The 19,710-nt window shown below is 72.0% G+C and carries 16 protein-coding genes; 8 read left to right on the top strand and 8 right to left on the bottom strand.

The window, feature by feature from the left end; all coding sequences use genetic code 11:
- Positions 1-25: 25 nt before the first annotated feature.
- Positions 26-3,508 (bottom strand): M28 family peptidase, encoded by a 3,483-nt coding sequence (locus ACZ6C6_RS05665; protein WP_469200834.1) that lies wholly within the window; start codon positions 3,506-3,508, stop codon positions 26-28.
- Between the two features lie 333 nt (positions 3,509-3,841).
- Here ACZ6C6_RS05665 and ACZ6C6_RS05670 point away from each other — a divergent pair, with 333 nt between their 5' ends.
- Positions 3,842-4,762 carry an aldo/keto reductase gene (locus ACZ6C6_RS05670; protein ID WP_469199429.1) on the top strand — a complete coding sequence of 307 codons (921 nt, stop codon included), beginning with the start codon at positions 3,842-3,844 and terminating at the stop codon, positions 4,760-4,762.
- Entirely contained in the window at positions 4,759-5,751 is a 993-nt protein-coding gene (locus ACZ6C6_RS05675) for an aldo/keto reductase (protein WP_469199431.1), read from the top strand. Before ACZ6C6_RS05670 ends, ACZ6C6_RS05675 begins: the two co-directional genes overlap by 4 nt.
- Here ACZ6C6_RS05675 and ACZ6C6_RS05680 read toward each other — a convergent pair whose 3' ends face one another.
- From ACZ6C6_RS05680 to ACZ6C6_RS05690, 3 genes are all read right to left on the bottom strand, one after another.
- Entirely contained in the window at positions 5,752-6,879 is a 1,128-nt protein-coding gene (locus ACZ6C6_RS05680) for a serine/threonine-protein kinase (RefSeq protein ID WP_469199433.1), read from the bottom strand. It lies immediately after the preceding gene.
- Positions 6,880-7,032: 153 nt separating this feature from the next.
- On the bottom strand, positions 7,033-7,506 hold the full coding sequence (locus ACZ6C6_RS05685; RefSeq protein ID WP_018106209.1) for an Lrp/AsnC family transcriptional regulator: 474 nt from the start codon (positions 7,504-7,506) through the stop codon (positions 7,033-7,035).
- A gap of 140 nt (positions 7,507-7,646) precedes the next feature.
- Positions 7,647-8,237, bottom strand: a complete 591-nt coding sequence (locus ACZ6C6_RS05690; RefSeq protein WP_469199435.1) for a lytic polysaccharide monooxygenase auxiliary activity family 9 protein — start codon at positions 8,235-8,237, stop codon at positions 7,647-7,649.
- Positions 8,238-8,568: 331 nt separating this feature from the next.
- On the opposite strand from ACZ6C6_RS05690, the gene ACZ6C6_RS05695 reads away from it, so the two are divergent.
- Both ACZ6C6_RS05695 and ACZ6C6_RS05700 read left to right on the top strand, forming a co-directional pair.
- Positions 8,569-10,062 (top strand): FUSC family protein, encoded by a 1,494-nt coding sequence (locus ACZ6C6_RS05695; RefSeq protein WP_469199436.1) that lies wholly within the window; start codon positions 8,569-8,571, stop codon positions 10,060-10,062.
- A gap of 123 nt (positions 10,063-10,185) precedes the next feature.
- Complete coding sequence (locus ACZ6C6_RS05700) at positions 10,186-11,232, top strand: lactonase family protein (protein ID WP_469199437.1); 1,047 nt, start codon at positions 10,186-10,188, stop codon at positions 11,230-11,232.
- A 57-nt stretch (positions 11,233-11,289) separates the two neighbouring features.
- Here ACZ6C6_RS05700 and ACZ6C6_RS05705 read toward each other — a convergent pair whose 3' ends face one another.
- On the bottom strand, positions 11,290-12,213 hold the full coding sequence (locus ACZ6C6_RS05705; RefSeq protein WP_469199439.1) for a sirohydrochlorin chelatase: 924 nt from the start codon (positions 12,211-12,213) through the stop codon (positions 11,290-11,292).
- Positions 12,214-12,335: 122 nt separating this feature from the next.
- Positions 12,336-13,361 (bottom strand): N-acetylglucosamine kinase, encoded by a 1,026-nt coding sequence (locus ACZ6C6_RS05710; RefSeq protein WP_469199441.1) that lies wholly within the window; start codon positions 13,359-13,361, stop codon positions 12,336-12,338.
- A gap of 85 nt (positions 13,362-13,446) precedes the next feature.
- On the opposite strand from ACZ6C6_RS05710, the gene ACZ6C6_RS05715 reads away from it, so the two are divergent.
- Positions 13,447-14,124 carry a uracil-DNA glycosylase gene (locus tag ACZ6C6_RS05715; RefSeq protein ID WP_469199443.1) on the top strand — a complete coding sequence of 226 codons (678 nt, stop codon included), beginning with the start codon at positions 13,447-13,449 and terminating at the stop codon, positions 14,122-14,124.
- Positions 14,125-14,134: 10 nt separating this feature from the next.
- Here ACZ6C6_RS05715 and ACZ6C6_RS05720 read toward each other — a convergent pair whose 3' ends face one another.
- A complete protein-coding gene (locus tag ACZ6C6_RS05720) occupies positions 14,135-15,223 on the bottom strand; it encodes a WD40/YVTN/BNR-like repeat-containing protein (RefSeq protein ID WP_469199445.1) in 1,089 nt (362 codons plus the stop codon).
- A 114-nt stretch (positions 15,224-15,337) separates the two neighbouring features.
- Positions 15,338-16,273: a substrate-binding domain-containing protein gene (locus ACZ6C6_RS05725; protein ID WP_469199447.1), complete on the bottom strand. Its 936-nt coding sequence runs from the start codon at positions 16,271-16,273 to the stop codon at positions 15,338-15,340.
- Positions 16,274-16,610: 337 nt separating this feature from the next.
- Here ACZ6C6_RS05725 and ACZ6C6_RS05730 point away from each other — a divergent pair, with 337 nt between their 5' ends.
- The 3 genes from ACZ6C6_RS05730 to ACZ6C6_RS05740 are packed head-to-tail and all read left to right on the top strand — an operon-like array spanning position 16,611 to position 19,694.
- A complete protein-coding gene (locus ACZ6C6_RS05730) occupies positions 16,611-17,864 on the top strand; it encodes an extracellular solute-binding protein (RefSeq protein WP_469200836.1) in 1,254 nt (417 codons plus the stop codon).
- Between the two features lie 2 nt (positions 17,865-17,866).
- Entirely contained in the window at positions 17,867-18,796 is a 930-nt protein-coding gene (locus ACZ6C6_RS05735; protein ID WP_330311040.1) for a carbohydrate ABC transporter permease, read from the top strand.
- A gap of 4 nt (positions 18,797-18,800) precedes the next feature.
- On the top strand, positions 18,801-19,694 hold the full coding sequence (locus tag ACZ6C6_RS05740; RefSeq protein WP_469199449.1) for a carbohydrate ABC transporter permease: 894 nt from the start codon (positions 18,801-18,803) through the stop codon (positions 19,692-19,694).
- The last annotated feature ends 16 nt before the right edge of the window (positions 19,695-19,710 follow it).

Consider the following 19,710-nt stretch of genomic DNA (forward strand, 5'->3'; position numbering starts at 1 on the left):
GCCCCCGCACCCGTTCCTGGTGGGATCAGCTCACGTCGAGGGCCACGTCGTCCAGGACGAAGCTGGTCTGCAGATAGGCGTCCTCGCTACTGGTGAAGCCCAGCGTCACGGTCTGCCCGGCCGCCGACGCGACGTCGAACGTCTTCAGCACATAGCTGTTGGTGGCGTCGAGATTCGAGTACGTGGCCAGCGTCCGCGAACCCAGCTTCACGGTGAACGTGTCGTACGCGTTCCCGTCGGGCGTCTCGGCGGTGTCGGTGCGCAGATAGAACGACAGCCGGTACGTCGAGCAGCCGGCCGGAACGGTCAGCGACTGGGTGGCGGTGTCGCTGTGGGTGCTGCCCCAGCCGCCGAACCACGCCTGGTAGGAGCCGCTGTGCGCGGGCTTCTCGGAGGTCCGGTTGTTGATGACGCCGTCGGTCTGCGTCCATGGTGCGGTGCCGTTCTCGAACCCGCCGTTGGTCACGACCTGCCGGGGCTGGCAGGTGCCGCCGCCACCGACCACCAGCGAGTACGTGGTGGTGTGCGCGGCCGTACCGGTGCCGGTCACGGTGAGCGTGTACGTACCCGCCGCCGCCTGGGCGCTCGCCGAGACCGTCATCGTGGCCGACGACCCGGACTGCACGGAGGAGGGCGAGAAGGAGACGGTGACGCCGCTCGGCGCACCGGACGCCGTCAGGCGCACGCTCTGCGCGGAGCCGCTGGTGGTGGCCGTGGACACGGTCGCGGTGACCGAGGAGCCCGGCTGGACGCTGCCCGACACGGGGTTCACCGAGACGGAGAAGTCGTCGGCGGGCGTGGTGGTGCCGACCGCCGTCTTCCACAGGGTGTACGCGACCCCGTCGGCGCTGCGGTCGAGCGCGGTGGCGTTGATGTTGGCGGTGGTGTCGCACGACTGGTGGTAGCACGGGTCGTACGAACGGCCCGCCGTGCCACCCCACTTGGCCGCCTGCGCCGAGGTCTTGGTGTCACTGGCGCCGGTGGCGTAGCCGGAGGTGGCGATCCCGCCCTGCTGGAAGGAGTAGTCGTCGGAGCGTCCCTGGCCCTCGACGTTCTCCTCCGGGGCGAGGCCGAGGGAGGCCCAGTACTCCTTCATCGGGGCCGAGGCGGCCGAGTTGAGGTTGTTGATGAAGTAGCCGCCGTTGACCGAGGCGACCATGTCGAAGTTGTAGTACGCGGTGATGGCGCTGCGCTGCGCCGAACTCAGCTGGCTGACGTAGTACTTGGAGCCCTGGAGGCCCTGCTCCTCGCCGTTCCACCAGGCGAACCGGACGTGCTTGGTCATGGTGGGGTTCTGCTGGGCGAGGGCGAGGGCGTTTTCCAGCAGGGTCGCCGAGCCGGAGCCGTTGTCGTTGATGCCGGGCCCGGCGGAGACCCCGTCCAGGTGGGCACCGAACATCACGGTGCTGTCGGAGGGCCCGCCCGGCCAGTCCGCGATCAGGTTCTTGCCGGAGTAGGTGCAGGTGGCGCAGGTCTGCTCGGTGACGGTGTAGCCGGCCGCCTGAAGCTTGCCCTTCACATAGTTGAGCGAGGCGGTGTATCCGGTGCTGCCCGCCCGCCGGTTGCCACCGTTCTGCGAGGCGATGGTGCTGAACTGCGTCAGGTGGGCCTGCACATTGGCGACGCTGATGTCGGGCGCGGTGCCACCGGGGTTGCCGCCGCCGTCGTTGACGGTCAGCGTGTACTGGGCGGTGTGCTCCTGGCTGCCCGCGCCCTTCACGGTGAAGGTGTACGAGCCGGGGGCGGCGGCCGACGTGGTCGACACGGTCATCGTGGACGTGGCGCCGGACTGCACCGAGGACGGGCTGAAGGCGGCGCTCACCCCGCTGGGCAGGCCGCTGGCGGACAGGCTCACCGTCTGCGCGCTGCCGGAGGAGATCGTCGTGCGCACGGTGGCCGTCACGGAACTGCCGGGCTTCACCGAACCGGACGCCGGGTCCAGGGACAGCGAGAAGTCGTTGTTGCCGCTCGGCGAGCAGGTCGGGTCACCGCTCTGGGCGGGCACGCTGACCGCGTCCCACGCCGCCTTGGCGCGGTTGTACAGCGTGCAGGTGGTGTCGAGGTTCTTGGCCGCGGTGAGGGTGGCGGTGCGGTAGCGCTTGTACGTCATGCCGCTGGTCTTCAGGAGCATGCCGCCGTAGAACACCTTGCCGGCGCTCTGGATGCCCACACCGGTCACCGTGGAGTTGTTGCAGGTGGGGCTGGTGGGCTTGCCGCCACCGGGGTTCGAGCCCTCGGCGAGCAGATAGAACCAGTGGTTGAGGGGCCCGGCCGCCGCGTGCTCCTCGGTGTTGGGTATGGAGGAGCTGTAGCAGTTCGGGTCGCCGATCTGACCGGGGTTGTACATGATCCGGATCGGCCCGTTGCCGACGAGGTCGATCTTCTCGCCGACCGTGTAGTCCGGGTCGTCGTAGGGGGCCGGCTCATTGGTGTACGCCTCGGTCAGCGCGCCCATGATGTCGCCGGTGGCCTCGCCGAGCCCGGACTCGTTGTTGGCGCCGCCCGGGGTGTACTGGTCGATGCCGTGGCCGAATTCGTGGCCCACGACGTCCATGGCGGCGATCCACTGGTTGGCCTGGTTGTGGCCGATGGAGACCGTGGAGCCGTCCCAGTAGGCGTTGACGTCGTTGAGCCCGACCTTGACGGGCCAGCTGCGGCCGTTGCCGTCGTGTCCGTTGCGACCGAGCCAGTCGCGCAGCATGTCCCACTCGTGCTGGGCCGCCCACATCACGTCGACGCAGCCGGTCTCCTTGCTGGACGCGCTGCCGGTGCCCCAGGAGTCGGTGGACTTGGTGAACACGCTTCCGGTGCTGTAGTCGGCGCAGCTCAGCCCGGGGCGGTTCGGGTCGCGCAGCGAGTAACCGGACCCGGACGAGGTGGTGTTGATGGTGAGCGGACTGGGCCCGTTCCACTGGCTGTTGCCGGTGCCGGCCCGGACGTCGTCGTAGCTGTCGATGACCGCGCCGGTGCCCGCGTCCACGAACACGTGCAGCCGGCTCGGCGCCTCGGCGGTCCGGCCGGTGAGCACGGTCTCCCAGGCAAGCCGGGACCGCTTGTCGGTGGCCCGTACGACGAGCCGGTGGCTCTCGACCTCGTCCACCGTGCGCAGTCGCTTGCGCGAGGTGGCCTCGGCGGCCTTCGCTGAAACGGTCGCCGTGGTGGGCACGTTGATGCGCCGCGAGACCGCCGACTGCGAACCGCGTACCCGCCCCTTCGAGTCGGCCACCACGACCGCGTCCCCGCCGACCACGGGCAGGCCGCGGTAGGTGCGCTCGTACGCCACGGAGTAGAGGCCGTTGATCCACGGGGTGACCATCCGGCGCTCGTAGCGCTCCTCCGGCCCCTTGGCCAGGGTGTCGAGGCCGCTGGCCGCGGCTTTGTCGGCGGCCGAGACGGCGGTGGTGAGTCCCTTGGGGGCGGGTGGCGGTGCGGGGTCCGCGGAGGCGGACGGGCCGCTGACGGCGACCAGCATCCCGGCGAGGACGGCCAGGGTCGTCCCGGCCGTCATCGGTCTGCGTTTCATCGAGGCTCCTCGTGGTGTCCGTGATCGAGCGACCGAACACTCACATGTGGTCATGACCTCGTCAACGAACTGGGGGCGCCCGCAAGGGAGTTGGCAAGTCTCGTCAAGTCGGGCGTACGCGCCGCGGGAAACGCATGTGGAAAGGGGGGATGGACAGGCGGGGAGGCGGACGTTATCCTGCACTCTCACCAGAACGGTGATTCACACGCAACTGTCGAGGCGAGCATATCACTTAATCGGCAACCGCGCAAGCATTTCTGGCTTCCCCTCAAGCGGTACCCCTCTGCTCGTCCGCACCCACCAAGGAAGGCACCAGCCTTGACCTCGCACCCCCTCACCGCAGCGTCCGCCGGCACCTGGCGGCTCGGTGATCTGACCGTCAACCGGATGGGCTTCGGCGCCATGCGACTGACGCAGAACGGCCGGGCGTTCAGCGACGAGCGCACCCCGCACGACCGCGACCGGGCCGTCGCGGTGCTGCGCCGCGCCGTCGAGCTGGGCGTGAACCACATCGACACGGCGGCCTTCTACTTCTCGCCCCTCCGCTCGGCCAACGAGCTGATCAACCGGGCGCTCGGCCCCTACCCGGACGACCTGGTCATCACCACCAAGGTCGGTCCGGGCCGCGGCCCCTCCGGCGACTGGCTCGACTGGGCCCGCCCCGAGCAGCTGCGCGGCCAGGTGCAGGAGAACATCCGCCAGCTCGGTCGTGACCACCTCGACGTCGTCAACCTCCGGATGAACGGCAACCGCCCCGTCTCCGATCTGTTCGGTGCCCTGGCCGAGCTCCGCGAGGAAGGACTCATCCGCCACCTCGGGCTCTCCAACGTCTGGCCGGAGCAGATAGCCGAGGCCCAGGCCATCGCCCCCGTCGTGTGCGTGCAGAACCGCTACGGCATCGGCGAGCGGCGCGCCGACTCCCAGGAGGTCCTGCGCATGTGCGGTGAACGGGGCATCGCCTTCGTCCCCTTCTACGCCATCGCGGGCTCCGGCCGCGAGTCCGGGGCCGTCGCCGAGCACGAGGCGCTGCTCGACGTGGCCCGCGCCCGGGGCGTCTCGCCCGCCCAGGTCCGGCTGGCGTGGACCCTCCAGCAGGGCCCGCACGTGCTGGCCATCCCGGGCACCGGCAACCCCGCCCATCTGGAGGCCAATGTGGCGGCGGGCGCCCTGCGGCTCACCGACGAGGAGATGGCACGGCTCGCCGCGCTCGGGCAGCCCACCGGGGCGGACGTAGCATGATCCCCATGGAACAGCGCGAACTGGGCAGGACCGGACGTAGCGTGTCGGTCGTCGGACAGGGCACCTGGCAACTCGGCGGGGACTGGGGCGAGGTCCGTGAGGAGGACGCCCTCGGGGTGCTCGACGCGGCCGTCGAATCGGGGGTCACCTTCTTCGACACGGCGGACGTCTACGGGGACGGCCGCAGCGAACAGCTCATCGGCCGCTACCTGAAGGAACGGCCCGATGCCGGGGTCTTCGTCGCGACGAAGATGGGCCGCCGCGTCGACCAGGTGCCGGAGAACTACACCCTGGACAACTTCCGCGCCTGGAACGACCGCTCCCGCGCCAACCTGGGCGTCGACACCCTCGACCTCGTACAGCTGCACTGTCCGCCCACCGCGGTCTACTCCTCGGACGAGGTGTACGACGCGCTGGACACGCTCGTCGCCGAGCAGCGGATCGCGGCCTACGCGGTCAGCGTCGAGACGTGCGCCGAGGCGCTGACGGCCATCGCCCGCCCGGGTGTGGCGAGCGTGCAGATCATCCTCAACCCGTTCCGCCTCAAGCCGCTGGACGAGGTCCTGCCGGCGGCGCGGGCGGCCGGGGTCGGGATCATCGCCCGGGTGCCGCTGGCCTCCGGTCTGCTCTCGGGCAAGTACACCGCGGACACCGTTTTCGCGCCCGGGGACCACCGCACGTTCAACCGGCACGGCGAGCAGTTCGACCAGGGCGAGACCTTCTCCGGCGTCGACTACGGCACGGGTGTGGCGGCCGCCGCCGAGTTCGCCGCGCTCGCCCCCGAAGGCGCGACACCGGCGCAGACGGCGCTGCGCTGGATCATCCAGCAGCCGGGCGTCACCAGCGTCATCCCCGGCGCGCGCTCGACGGAGCAGGCGCGGGCCAACGCGGCCGCCGCCGCGCTCGCCCCGCTCCCGCAGAGCACGCTGGACGCGGTGCGCGACCTCTACGACCGGCGGTTCCGCGCCGCGGTCCACGGTCGCTGGTAGTCACCGCCCGGAGAACAGGCTCATCCCCAGGAACACGGCCGCCAGGAAGGCGATCGCACCCGCGATGGCACTGGCGACCCGGGGCCGGCGGCGGATCGCCTCACCGGCGGTCCGCCGCCGGGCCTTGCCGCCGGTCCTGGCCGCCGCACGCCGCCCGTGACCCTGCCCGGTCCCGGACGCGGGTGCGTGTCCCGTCGGTGCCTGCGGGAGCCGGTACGTCGTCGGCGCGCCGGGGTCCGCCCCGGGCAGCGGGGCGGGGGCGGCGGTGAAGGGCGCGGGGGCGGGCGCCGGGTGGTGCGGCGGCAGCGGCTCCGGGCGGCCCCGCCAGGCGTCGCCGTTGAACCAGTCGGCGACCTGCTGGGCGGTGGGCCGGTCCTCCGGCTGCTTGGCGAGCAGACCGAGCAGGTACGCGTCGAATGCGGCGGGGACGTCCACGCCGCGCTGACGCAGCGGCACCGGGGGCGTGTCCACGTGCTGGTACAGGGTGGCCGTCGCGGTGTCCGAACGGAACGGCGGCTCACCGAGCAGCAGTTGGTAGACGACGCAGCCGAGCGAGTACATGTCGGACGCGGCGTCGGCGGTGCGGCCGAGCGCCCGCTCCGGGGCGAGGTAGAGGCTTGTCCCGACGATGTGGCCCGTCGTCGTCAGCGCGGCGGACGGGTCGTCCACGAACTGCGCGATGCCGAAGTCCCCGATCTTGACGGTGCCTTCGCCGTCCAGCATGAGGTTCCCGGGCTTGATGTCGCGGTGGACGATGCCCTGCCGGTGCGCGGCGGCCAGTCCGGCGGCGGCCTGGCCCGCGATGCGGGCGGCCTGTTCGGGGCCCAGCCGTTCCTGGGCCAGCAGCAGATCCGCCAGGCTCCGGCCCTCGACCAGCTCCATCACGAGGAAGAGCCGGTTCTCCCAGGCCCCGAAGTCGAAGACGGCCACCAGATGAGGGTGGCTCAGGCGGGCGGCGGTCTGGGCCTCCAGGCGGAACCGGGCGGTGGCCGACTCGTCGGCGTGTTCGCCGAGGAGCAGCTTCACGGCGACGGATCGGCCGAGGACTTCGTCGGTGGCCCGCCAGACCTCACCCATTCCGCCCCGGCCGATGGCGGATATCAGCCGGTACCGACCAGCAACCAGCACCTGTGCACACCAATCTCGATGGCTCGGGCCCCAGGGCCTGGCCGAGGACCGCTTCGACTGCCGCGGCGACGGCCTCGCCGGGGCGAGAGCGGGGTGGGGGCACGCGGCAAGATCAGGATATCCGGCGCATGGAGCCCGCACGACCGGCCCTCCTCAACGGGCGGTGCCGCCCAGCGATTCGACCAGCGGGAGCAGCCGGTGCGGCACGCGTTCGCGCAGCGCGACCTCGGTCCGGGTCCTGACCACGCCGGGCAGCCGGATGAGCCGCTGGATGACGTCCTCCAGGTGCCCGTTGTCCCGGGCGACCACCCGGGTCAGGAGGTCGCCGCCGCCGGTGGTCGAGAACGCCTCGATGATCTCGGGCACGGCGGCGAGCGCGTCGCCGACCTCGTCCAGATGGCCCTGCGTGACCTCCAGGTGCACGAAGGCCAGGACGGGGTGGCCGAGTGCGGCGGGTGAGAGGAAGGGGCCGCTCCCGGTGATCACACCGTCCCGCTCCAGCCGGTCGATGCGTGCCTGGAGGGTGCCGCGGGCGATGGACAGGATGCGTGCGTACTCGCGCACGCTCGTCTGCGGCTGCTCGATGAGCAGCCGCAGGATACGGGTGTCGAGCGCGTCCACCGCCATGCTTCGCCGGCCTCTTTCGGTGCGTCCTCCGGGGGCCAGCGACTGTATCAACGGCCTTCGCGCGCGGCGGGCCGCGCGTCACCGTTCCGGCCGGATGTGCCCCGCGCACGGGCGGGTGGCGCGGGGCACGGGCCGGACGGTCAGAACTGCACGTCGGAGCAGGCGTAGAACGCGTTGCCGGTGTCGGCGATCGTCCACACGCCGAGGATCAGGTGCTTCCCGGACTTCTGCGGCAGCACGCCGGAGTGGCTGACCGTCGAGCCGGGCAGCCGGCCGCCGAAGGGCACCGTGAGGAACGGCTGCGTCTCCAGGTCGGCCCGGGTGAGCGGCTTGGCCGGGTCGTAGCCGTCCTTGGTGATGTAGTAGCGGAAGTCGGTCGTGGCGTGCCGCGCCTCGATCCGCCAGTTGAACGTGTAGTTCTGGCCCGCGGTGACCTTGGTGGCGGGCCAGGCGCCGCCACGCGGGTCGTCCAGCTCGGAGAACCGGCCGATGCCGCCCGAGCAGATGTGGCCGTCCGCCGGTCCGCGGGTGGGGAAGCCCTTGGGACCCTCGACGCTCGGCGGCTCCCACTGGATCTGGCCGCAGCGCTTGACGGTGCCGATGCCGCAGAGCTGCTGCCGGCTGATGGGCGAGTCGGTGTAGCCGTGGCCCTGGGCGGGGGCCGAGGTGGCCAGCAGGGCCGCGCCGGCGACCGCCAGCCCGGCCAGTAATGACGTGATCTTCTTGCGCATACGTCGCTCCTGGAGATGTGGGGTGATGTCCGGAGAGTGCTGCGGTCTAGACCAAGGGTGAGCGTAGCGATAGCAATTTGACATGTCTAGACCAAGGAAGGCGGGTCGTGCGGCGGCTCTCCGGGGGTGCTGGTCCGTTGGCTGCCGACTGGTAGGTCTCATGTGCCTTCGAGTGGGCCAATGGTCCAGTGGAAAGAGTTCAATTTGAGCCAACCGCCCTTCGGATGGTCTGATGGATCCGTCGATGGCGCTGCGGACCTCCGCGGCGCCTTTTTCGTGCCTGGATTCGCGCCTGAACGGAGAGCCGGTGGACCGGAGTGGGGGAGCAGCAGTGCTGAGGAAAGCGTTCGTGGCCCGGGACCCCGGCCGGATGCGGCTGCGCTTCGCCTGCCGCGCGGTGCTCGGCATCGGGCTCGCCGTCGTGGTGTGCGGGCTCGTCGGTCACTCGCTCGTGGCGGCCATCACGGGCGGCCTGGCCGCGCTGCTCGCCCTGTTCACCGTGACCGACCCCACGGTCCGGGGCCAGGCGGTCACCACCGCGCTGCTGCCCGCCGTCGGCTTCCCGGTGCTCGCGCTCGCCGCACTGCTCCACGACCACCCGCTCGCCCGCGACACCGCGTTCCTCGCGGTCATGGGGGCGGGGGTCTACGCGCGGCGGTGGGGGCCGCGCGGGCACTCCCTCGGCGTCTTCGCCTTCATGGCCTTCTTCACCACGCAGTTCCTCCACACCCTGCCGGGGCAGCTCCCCGAGCTGTACTCCGCCGTCGCCCTCTCCCTGCTCGCCGCGTCGGCCGTCCGCTTCGGCCTCTGGTGCTACGAGCGCCGGCTGACCGCCCCCGCCGTGCCCGCCCCGCCCGCCGGCACCGGCCTGGCCAGGGTCACCACCCGCCAGGCCGTCCAGGCGGTCACCGGCGGAGCCGTCGCGCTGATGGCCGGGCAGCTGATGTCCGACCAGCGCTGGTACTGGGCCGTCGGGGCCACCTGGTGGGTCTTCGTGAACACCGCCTCGCGCGGCGAGACCCTGGTACGCGGCTTCCGCCGGGTCCTCGGCACCCTCATCGGCATCCCGGTCGGGCTCGCCGTCGTCGTTCCGCTGCACGGGGCGCCCGTGCCGACCGCCCTGGTCGTCGCCGCCGGGGTGTTCGGGATCTTCTACACCGCCGCGGTCTCCTACACCTGGATGATGCTCTCGGTGACGGTCATGGCCGGGGCCCTCTACGGCTCGCTGGGGGTGCTCGACCCCGGGCTGCTCGCCCTGCGGCTCGGTGAGACCGCCGTCGGCGCGCTCGGCGCGATGCTCGCGGTGCTGTGCGTCCTGCCCGTCACCACGCACGCCACGACCGACGCCTGGATCCAGCGCGCCCTGCGCTGTGTGCACGCCTGCACCGAGGAGGCCGCCGCCCGCCTCTCCGGCTCCGCCACCGCCGACCCGGCGCCGCGCGTCGCCGAGCTGGAGGCGCTCCTCGGGCGCGTCCGCCTCTCGCTCGCCCCGCTGGTCCACCCGCTCAGCCCGCTCCGCGCCCGCCGGGCCAGGGCCGGACACGTGCTGGCCCTGCTGGACGAGTGCGCCCGCGAGGTGCGGGGTCTCGCCTCGGTGGCCGCCGACCCGGAGGCGTCCCACGACGCACGGCTCGCCGCGGCCTGCTGGCGCGTCGAGAGTGCGGTCGAGGCCCTGACCGGCCGTACGGCCGTCGTCTCCGCCGTCCCGCCGCACCCGGCCGCCACCGAACCCGCCCTCGCCCACCTGCACAGCCTGGAACGCGCGCTCGCCGAGCTCGCCGCGCCGCTGCACAGCCCGCCCGGCGCACCCCTCGTCGCTGCCTGACCGCGTGCCGCCCGGACCGGACCCGGCACCCTTGGTCTAGACCGCATCGGCGCACTGCTACCGTCGCCGCAAAAGATCACGACGGCCACGTCCGCCGCGCACAGCCGGCGGGGAGGAGCAGCGGTGGACAGCAGCAACGGAGCGGGACGGGCATTCATCGGGTCGTTCACTTCGGCGGGCGGGCGGGGCGTCACCGTCGCCGCCGTGGACGCGGAGACCGGCGCGCTCACGGTCCTGGGGGCCACGGACGCCGTGCCCGACCCCTCCTACCTCACGCTCGGCCCCGGCGGCACGGTCCTCTACACGGTCAGCGAGACCGAGCCGGGCGGTGCGGCGGCTCTCGACGTCAGCACGCACGAACCGCGTCTCCTCGGCACGGTCCGGCCGGTGGACGGCGACGGCCCCACCCACCTCACCCTCGCCGCCGGTCACCTGGTCACCGCGAACTACGGCTCGGGCAGCGTCAGCGTGCTGCCCGTCGCCGGGGACGGCACGCTCGGCCCCGTCGCCGCGGTCCTCGCGCACGAGGGCGGCGGCCCGGTCGCGGACCGCCAGGAGGGCCCGCACGCCCACCAGGTCCTGCCCGACCCCTCCGGGGCCTGGGTGCTCAGCGTCGATCTCGGCACCGACTCGGTACGGGTCTGCGCGGTCGACCCGGCCACCGGCGAGCTGCGCCCGCACGGCGAGACGGCCCTGCGCCCCGGCACCGGCCCGCGCCACCTGGCCTTCCACCCCGCGGGCCGCCACGCCTATGTGCTGAACGAGCTGGAGCCCACGCTCACCGTGTGCCGCTGGGACGCCACGACCGGGGTCCTGGAGCCGGTCGGCGAGACCCCGGTGCTCCCGGAGGGCGTGACCGCCGAGAGCTACGCCTCCGAGGTCGTCGTCGCCCACGACGGCCGTTTCGTCTGGGCGGCCAACCGAGGCCACGACAGCATCTCCGTCCTCGCGCTCGACGCGACCGGCGAGCACCCGGCCCTGGTCACGACGGTGGGCTGCGGCGGGCACTGGCCCCGCGACCTCGCGCTGGACCCGGCCGGACGCCGGCTCTACGCGGCCAATGAGCGCAGCGGGAACGTCGCCTGGTTCACCGTCGACCCGGAGACCGGTGTCCCGGCCCACAGGGGAACCCTGGACGCCCCGGCGGCGTCCTGCGTGGTCTTCGGCTGAAACGGGTGAGGCCCCGGCCCGGACTGCCGTCCGGGCCGGGGCCTCACGCATGCTGGATCAGCGGGCCTGCGCGGCCTGGGCCACCGCGGGAGCGATCCCGAGGGCCGAGGTGTACATCGAGAGGACCAGCTTGCCGATCGCCGGATACGCGCCCAGCGGCTCGGCGCTCGCGCAGCCGGCCTCCTTCGCCGCGGCGTCCAGCAGGCCCTCCGCCACCTCGGGGCCCACCAGGTACGGCGCCACGGCCAGCTGGAGCGAGCCGGAGCCCTTCAGCTGATCGGCGATCGCGGCGACCGAACCCTCCACGTCGAGCGCGGCGGCCATCACCGGCACCGCGAGCCGGGCCGCGAGCAGCATGCCCGTGATCCCCGCCGCCTGCACGGCCTCCTCGCCGCCCACCGTGGCGAGCACGATGCCGTCGGCGGCCGTCGCCACCGTGAAGAGCCTGGCCCGGTCCGCGCGGGCCAGCCCGGCCTCCGACAGCCGGACGTGCAGCGCCTCGGCCAGCAGCGGGTGCGGACCGAGCACATCGGTCAGCTCCGCCGGGGCCTCGCTGTCGGTGATCGCCTGGCGTATCCGCTGCACCAGCGCGCTGTCCGGACCCGCGAGCAGCGGGACCACCACGGCGGCCGGGCCCTCGGGCTCGGCGACCTCACGGCCCACGGCCAGCGCCTGCTCGTAGCGCGCGGTGCGCTCGGCGGCGGAATGCGCGATCACGGAGGCCAGCGCCGGGTACTCGGCGTCGTCCCCGTCCACGTAACCGATCAGGGCGTTCAGACCGGGCAGCTCGGAACGGGCGATGCTGATGACTTCCTCGGCCAGACTGCGGCTGGTCGCGGAAGGAGTACCGGGAACGGCGAGAACGAGCGCGGCAGCGCCCTCGGGTGCGACCACGGGCTCCGGGCGGCGGTGCCGTCCGGACTGGCGAGGTCGCGGCATTCGTACAGGCAGGCCGGAAGCGGGCCCAGTGGGGGTGCTCATGGCGCCGCATGCTACTGGTTTCGGACGGCTCCCTGCTCGGGGAGGGTCCGGTGGAGCGGCCTCTGTCCGCTTTTATCCGATCGGTGGCTTACCGGGCAACTGCCCTGATCTGTCGTCAGCGTTCACGCGCCCGTCGCCCTGTGAGCGGGGCCGGGTGCCGGAACGCAGAGCAGCGTCGGGTGGTGGGGCAGCCGCAGCCCCCCGGTGTCGAGGGCCTGGGCGATGCGCAGCGCACCGATCAGGGGATCACCCGAACCGGGGACCGCCCGAGCCCGGGGCAGCAACCGCGCCAGTTCCTCGCGCAGCGGTACGAGCAGCGGCTCGCCCATCCGGAACAGCCCGCCGGTCAGCGCGACTTCACAGCCTTCCTGGTCCGCCCCCGCCTCCGGGCACACCGCCGCGGCCGCCTCCGCGATGTGCGCGGCGGCTCCCCGCAGGATGCCCTCGGCGACCGGGTCGCGGTCCGCGCAGGCGGCCACGTCCGGCGCGAACGAGGCCAGCAGGGCGGGCCGGTCGGCGCGCGGGTAGAGCAGACCGGGCAGCTCCTGCGGCGGTCCGAACACCGTCTCCAGGCGGGCCAGCAGCGCGGGCGAACCGCCGCGCCGCCCGTCGTACGCGCGCATCGCGGCGTCGAGCCCGGCCCGCCCGATCCAGGCGCCGCCCCCGCTGTCGCCCAGCAGGTGCCCCCAGCCGTCCGCCCGCCGCCACCGGATCAGGTCCGTGCCGAGCGCGATCAGCCCGGTGCCGGCGGCCACCACCGCGCCCGGCCGCTGCCCGACCGCACCGGCGTACGCGGTCACCGCGTCCGCCGCGAGCGCGATCCGGCGCACTCCCAGCGCGTCCGCCAGGGCGCCCGGCAGTTCGGCGCGCAACGCGTCGCCCAGCGTGGCCATCCCCGCGGCACCGACCGCCGCGGCGGTGATCCGCCCGCCGGGCCCGTGCGCGTCGAGCAGGCCCCGTACGGCGGGCAGCACCTGGTCCAGGAGGTGGGCGGCGTCGATGCCGCGCGGTCCGGTGCGCACCGGACCACCGCACGCGACGGTGGCCAAGGGGGCGTCCGACTCGGCCGTGCCCAGCGCCACCCGGAGTCCTGAGCCGCCCGAATCCACCCCGAGTACATACGTGCCCGGTTGTCCGTGTGACGTCATGGACCGGCTCCCGGGGGCGAAGAGGTGAGGGACGGGCAGCACCCTATCCCCGGGGTGCCGCGTTGCGCCGGTAGGGTGATCTTTCGTGACAGCGCGACCGTTGAACGAAGTAGTCGAGCCCGGCTGGGCCGACGCCCTGGCCCCCGTGGCGGGGCGCATCGCGGCGATGGGCGATTTCCTGCGTGCGGAGGTCGCGGCCGGCCGCACCTACCTCCCCTCCGGGGCGAACGTGCTGCGCGCGTTCCAGCAGCCCTTCGAGGACGTACGGGTCCTGATCGTCGGTCAGGACCCGTACCCCACACCGGGGATGGCGATCGGTCTGAGCTTCGCGGTCGCCCCGGAGGTGCGCAGGCTGCCGGGCAGTCTGGAGAACATCTACCGCGAGCTCAACGCCGACCTCGGGCTGCCCCGGCCGTCGAACGGCGACCTGACCCCGTGGACCCGCCAGGGCGTACTGCTGCTGAACAGGGCGCTGACCACCGCGCCCCGCTCGCCCGGCGCCCACCGCGGCAAGGGCTGGGAAGAGGTCACCGAGCAGGCCATCCGCGCCCTGGCAGCCCGGGGCAAGCCACTGGTGTCCGTGCTCTGGGGCCGCGACGCCCGCAATCTGCGGCCGCTGCTCGGCGACCTGCCGGCGATCGAGTCCGCCCACCCCTCCCCGATGTCCGCCGATCGCGGCTTCTTCGGGTCCAGGCCGTTCAGCCGGGTCAACGAACTCCTCGTCGCCCAGGGCGCCGAGCCGGTCGACTGGCGGCTTCCGTAGGAAGCACACCTCACATCTCGACCGCCGCCGCCCGCACGCACAGCACGTCCGGGAGGTGCGAGGCGAGCTGCTGCCAGGTGTCCCCGTCGTCCGCGCTCGCGTACAACTCGCCGTTGCGGTTGCCGAAGTAGACCCCGGCCGGGTCCGCGTCGTCCGTACAGAGCGCGTCGCGCAGCACCGTGCCGTAGTGCGCGCTCTCCGGCAGGCCCGCCGACAGCGGCTCCCAGTGGGCGCCCGCGTCGGTCGTCCGGAAGACCCGGCAGCGGTGCTCGGCGGGCACCCGGTCGGCGTCGGCGTTGATCGGGAAGACGTACGCCGTGTCCGCGCGGTGCGGGTGGGCGGCGACGGCGAAGCCGAAGTCCGAGGGCAGGCCCGCGCCGATGTCCGTCCAGTTGCCCCCGGCGTCGTCGCTGCGGAAGACGCCCCAGTGGTTCTGGAGGTAGAGGCGGTCCGGATCGGCCGCGTCCCGGCTGACCTTGTGCACGCACTGGCCGAACTCCGGGTCCGGGTCGGGCAGGAAGACGGCCGAGACCCCCTTGTTGGCCGGGGCCCAGCTCGCGCCGCCGTCCGCGGTCCGGAACACCCCGGCGGTGGAGACCGCGACCGTCACGGCGCGCGCGTCACGCTCGTCGGTCAGGATCGTGTGCAGCCCCTCGCCGCCTCCGCCCGGCACCCACCGCGAACGCGTCGGGTGCTCCCACAGCGGGCGCACCAGCTCGAAGGACTCGCCGCCGTCCTCGGACCGGAAGAGCGCGGCCGGCTCCGTGCCCGCGTAGACCACGCCGGGCGCCTCGGGCCCCGCCGGCTGCAACTGCCACACCCGCTCCAGCGAGGTCCCGGTGAACTCGGGGAACTTCACCGCCGGGGTCTTCGGCTCGACCCAGCTCGCACCCAGGTCGTCGGAGTGGAAGACGGACGGGCCCCAGTGCGCGCTGTCCCCGCCCACCAGCAGCCGGGGCCGGCCGCGCCGGGTGTCGATGGCGACCGAGTAGATCGCCTGGGCGTTGAAGTGCGGCTCCTCGAACTCCCATGTACCGCCGCGCCTGCGGCCGATGAAGAGTCCCTTGCGGGTGCCCACGGTGAGCAGTACATCAGTCATGACCGAACCTCCCGAAACGCCGTTGTGCCGGATATCGGTCAGTCTGCACCCCGGCACTGACAGCGGCCCGGACCACGGCCCCGGGGTGTCCCTCCGGGTCCGGGCGTGCCCGTCTCAGCGGCAGGGCGGTGCCGTGCTGCTGCGGACCACCAGATTCGTCGCCAGGTCCACCCGGGTCGTCGCGGGCTGCCGGCCCCGGCCCAGGTCCAGGACCAGCCGGGCCGCCGTCTCGGCCATCTCGATCAGGGGCTGGCGCACCGTGGTCAGCGGCGGCCCGATCCACCGCGTGAGCGGCAGGTCGTCGAAGCCCACCACGCTCAGGTCCTCCGGGATGCGCAGACCGAGCTCGCGCGCCGCCTCGTACACCCCGAGCGCCTGGAGGTCGTTGCCCGCGAAGACGGCGGTCGGCCGGTCCGCCGAGCGCAGCAGTTCCATCCCGGCCGCGTATCCCGCCTCGTGCGAGAACTCGGCCTCGCGGATCAGTGACGCGTCTATCGGGATGCCCGCCGTCTCCAGGGCGGCCCGGTAGCCGTCCACCCGGGCCCGGCTGCACATCATGCGGGTCGGTCCGCCGACCACGCCGATCCTGCGGTGGCCGAGGCCGGTGAGGTGGCGGGTCGCGGCGAGACCGCCCTGCCAGTTCGTCGTGCCGACCGACGGGATGTCGTCGCCCGGGTCTCCGGCCGGGTCGACCACCGTGTACGGGATGCTGCGGCTGGTGAGCTGCGCGCGCTGGGCGGCGGTGAGGTCGGACAGCACCAGGATGACGCCGACCGGCCGGCGCGCCAGCACCCCGTCGACCCAGGTCTGCCCGGGGCTGAGGCGGCCCGCGCTCTCCGAGAGGACCAGGCTCAGCCCCTCCTCGCGTGCGACGTTCTCCACCCCTCGTACGACCTCCATGGCCCACGCGCTGTCGAGCTCGTGGAAGACCAGGTCGATGAGTTGCGACTGCGTGGTCGAGCCGCGTCTGCGGCGGTAGCCGTGCTGGAGCAGCAGCTCCTCGACCTTGGTGCGCGTACCGGGCGCGACATCGGCGCGGCCGTTCAGCACCTTCGAAACTGTCGGAGCCGAGACTCCGGCCGCTCGGGCGATTTCCGCCAGCGTGGCAGTGCCGTCCGACGGCGCTGCGGCAGGCGCATTCTCCTGATGTGACTGGACGTTTGCGGGGCTCATAGAGCGAATCGTAGCCGCCCTGCCCTGCATCGGTCCCGGGAGCCCCGGCGAAAAATTCGGTGGCCGCGACCTCTTGACTGGCCCGAAACCCAACCGTACGGTTCCGGCAACATTCGCAAGCAACTCCGAAAGATTCGACAGAGGTGCGGTCATGCGGTCGGGAATTTTCACTCAGGGCAAGCGCGCGGCGAGATGGACCGCCGCCGGTGCGGCCATGGTCATGGCGGGAGTCCTCGCGGGTTGCGGATCGGACAGCGGCAGCGGCAGCGGCGGTGGCGGCGGCACGCTGACCGCGTACGTCTACGGCGACGACGCGGTGAAGGTGCAGCAGGCGGCGGTCAAGGAGTTCAACAAGACCTCCGACGTCAAGGTCAAGCTCGTCTCGGTGCCCGGTACCGACTACGTCAACAAGCTCCGCAGCGCCATGGGTTCCCCCAGCGCCCCCGACATCTTCTTCAACTGGGGCGGCGGCTCCATCAAGCCGTACGTCGACGCGAACCAGCTGGTCGACCTGAGCTCGACGTTCAAGAGCGACGCCACCCTGAAGGACGGCTTCCTGCCCTCGATCGTCACGGCCGGCAGCCTCGACGGCAAGGTCTACGGCGTCCCGATGCGCGGGATGCAGCCCGTGATGCTCTTCTTCAACAAGACCCTCTTCGCCGAGAACAACGTCACGGTCCCCAAGACGTGGGAGGACCTGCAGAAGGCCATCAAGACCTTCAAGGACAAGGGCATCACGCCGTTCGCCCTCGGCGGCTCCGACAAGTGGCCCGAGCTGATGTGGATGGAGTACCTGCTCGACCGGATCGGTGGCCCGGACGTCTTCCGCAAGATCCAGAACGGTGACAGCTCCGCCTGGGGCGACCCGGCCGTCCTGAAGACCGCCCAGACCGTCAAGCAGCTCGTCGACGACGGCGCGTTCGGCGAGAACTTCAACTCCGTCGACTACGGCAACGGCGGCGCGCCCACCCTGCTCAACAAGGGCAAGGCGGCCATGCACCTGATGGGCTCGTGGGAGTACTCCACCCAGCTCGGCAAGGCGCCCGACTTCGCCAAGAAGGACCTCGGCTGGACGAGCTTCCCGACCGTCGCGGGCGGCGTCGGCGACGCGGCCGACGTGGTCGGCAACCCCACGAACTACTGGTCGGTCAACGCCCGCACCAAGCACAAGGACGCGGCCATAGCCTTCCTCAAGACCATGGCCTCCAAGTCCTACGCGCAGGCCCTCGTGGACAACGGCGACGTGCCCACCACCTCCAACGCCGCCTCCATGCTGAGCGGATCGCCGAACCCGAAGTTCGCCACCGACCAGTACGAGATGGTCCAGAAGGCCCCCGACTTCACCCTGTCGTGGGACCAGGCGCTGGAGTCCAAGATCGCCACCCCGCTGCTCACCGAGATCAGCAAGCTGTTCGCCGGCAAGTCCACGCCCGAGCAGTTCGTCGCCGCAATGAAGGCCGTCAAGTAACAATGTCCCACGTCTCCTCGTCACCGAAGGTGCGCGGAGGACGGAAGGCGGCCGTCGGAAACGTCGGCCGCCCGCCGGTCGCCTGGGCGCTGCCCGGCATCCTCTTCTTCGCCCTCTTCGCGATCGTCCCGCTGGCGATCGCCGTGTACCTCTCCTTCTGCCACTGGGACGGGCTGAACTCCCCGACCTCCGCCGGCACGGCCAACTGGACCCGGCTCTTCAAGGACCCCGAGTTCCGCCAGGCCGCCTGGCTCAGCCTGCTCCTCACCACCATCAGCTGGGCCTTCCAGACCCCGGTGGCCCTGCTCCTCGGCGTCTGGGCGGCCGGCCGGCAGCGCAGCCGCGCCGTGCTCTCCGCGGTCTTCTTCATCCCGCTGCTGCTGTCCACCACGGCCATCGCGATGCTGTTCCACGCGCTGCTCGACCCCAACTTCGGGGTCATCAAGGAGATCGGCCCCTGGTTCGGCATCGACCCGAACATCATGGGCTCGTCCACCGGCGCCCTGCTCACCGTGGCGTTCGTCGGCGGCTGGCAGTTCATGCCCTTCCACACCCTGATCTACCAGGGCGGCACCCGGCAGATCCCGCAGGTGCTCTACCAGGCCGCCGAGATCGACGGCGCCGGCATGTTCCGGCAGTTCTTCCACATCACCCTGCCGCAGCTGCGCAACACCATCACGACTTCCTCGGTCCTGATGATCGTCGGCTCGCTGACCTACTTCGACACCGTGCTCATCATGACCAAGGGCGGTCCGGGTACGGACACCACCATCCTGCCGTACCTGATGTACCGCACCGGTTTCCAGACCTACGACCTCGGGTACGCCGCCGCGATCGCGACCGCCCTCGTCGTCGTGGCCACCGCGATCTCGCTGATCCTCGTCCGCTTCAGCGGCTTCGGGAACATGCGCTCCACCCGGGAAGGTATGTGACGCGATGTCGATCGACACCCGCCCCGCGGCGCGCCCCGCACGGCCCCTGACCCGTACCCGCCCGGCCACCGCCGCGCGCCGCCGCAAGTGGGGCAACCCGCTGGCCGGCCTCGGCTCGCTGGTCTGGCTCGTGCTCGTGATCGTCCCGCTCTACACGCTGGTCTCGTCCTCGCTGATGCACCAGGACGAGGCGCTGAACGGCGATCCGCTGGCCATCCCGACCGACCCGACGCTCGACAACTACCGCACGGTGCTGGACAGCGGCTTCTCCACGATGCTCTCCAACACGGCGATCGTCGCCGTGGCGACCACGGCGATCGTGCTGGTCCTCTCGATCCCCGTGGCGTACGTCGCTGTACGCACCCGCAGCAGGCTCTCCGGACTCGCCTTCCGCACCTTCCTGCTCGGCGTCGCCATCCCCGCCCAGGCCGTGATCGTGCCGCTCTACCTGCTCATCAGCAAGATGGGCCTGTACGACAGCCTGACGGCCATCATCCTGCCGACCGCCGCGTTCGCGATGCCGGTGGCGGTGCTGATCCTCAGCGGCACCATGCGCGACGTCTCCGAGGAGATGTACGAGGCCATGGCGCTCGACGGCGCCTCGTCGCTGCGGATGCTGTGGCAGCTGGCGATCCCGATGTCCAAGGCGGGCATCAGCACGGTCGCGATCTACACGGCGCTCCAGGCGTGGAACGGCTTCCTGTTCCCGCTGATCCTGACCCAGTCGGAGGAGAACCGGGTGCTGACCCTCGGTCTCTTCAACTTCATGTCCCAGTTCGGGGTGAACATCCCGGCCGTGCTCGCCGCGATCGTGCTCTCCGTCGTACCGATCTTCGCCGTGTACCTCGTGGCACGGAAGGCACTGGTCAACGGACTGATGGGGGTGGGCGGCAAGTAGCGCTCCCATGCCGCCG

Source organism: Streptomyces sp. NPDC041814 (assembly GCF_055590565.1).

What these genes read in the sequence shown, in the direction of transcription:
- ACZ6C6_RS05720 (WP_469199445.1), bottom strand. Translation starts at nt 15,223, where the DNA reads ATGACTGATGTACTGCTCACCGTGGGCACCCGCAAGGGACTCTTCATC.
- ACZ6C6_RS05735 (WP_330311040.1), top strand. Translation starts at nt 17,867, where the DNA reads ATGTCCCACGTCTCCTCGTCACCGAAGGTGCGCGGAGGACGGAAGGCG.
- ACZ6C6_RS05685 (WP_018106209.1), bottom strand. Translation starts at nt 7,506, where the DNA reads ATGGCGGTGGACGCGCTCGACACCCGTATCCTGCGGCTGCTCATCGAG.
- ACZ6C6_RS05690 (WP_469199435.1), bottom strand. Translation starts at nt 8,237, where the DNA reads ATGCGCAAGAAGATCACGTCATTACTGGCCGGGCTGGCGGTCGCCGGC.
- ACZ6C6_RS05705 (WP_469199439.1), bottom strand. Translation starts at nt 12,213, where the DNA reads ATGAGCACCCCCACTGGGCCCGCTTCCGGCCTGCCTGTACGAATGCCG.
- ACZ6C6_RS05740 (WP_469199449.1), top strand. Translation starts at nt 18,801, where the DNA reads ATGTCGATCGACACCCGCCCCGCGGCGCGCCCCGCACGGCCCCTGACC.
- ACZ6C6_RS05710 (WP_469199441.1), bottom strand. Translation starts at nt 13,361, where the DNA reads ATGACGTCACACGGACAACCGGGCACGTATGTACTCGGGGTGGATTCG.
- ACZ6C6_RS05665 (WP_469200834.1), bottom strand. Translation starts at nt 3,508, where the DNA reads ATGACGGCCGGGACGACCCTGGCCGTCCTCGCCGGGATGCTGGTCGCC.
- ACZ6C6_RS05675 (WP_469199431.1), top strand. Translation starts at nt 4,759, where the DNA reads ATGATCCCCATGGAACAGCGCGAACTGGGCAGGACCGGACGTAGCGTG.
- ACZ6C6_RS05730 (WP_469200836.1), top strand. Translation starts at nt 16,611, where the DNA reads ATGGTCATGGCGGGAGTCCTCGCGGGTTGCGGATCGGACAGCGGCAGC.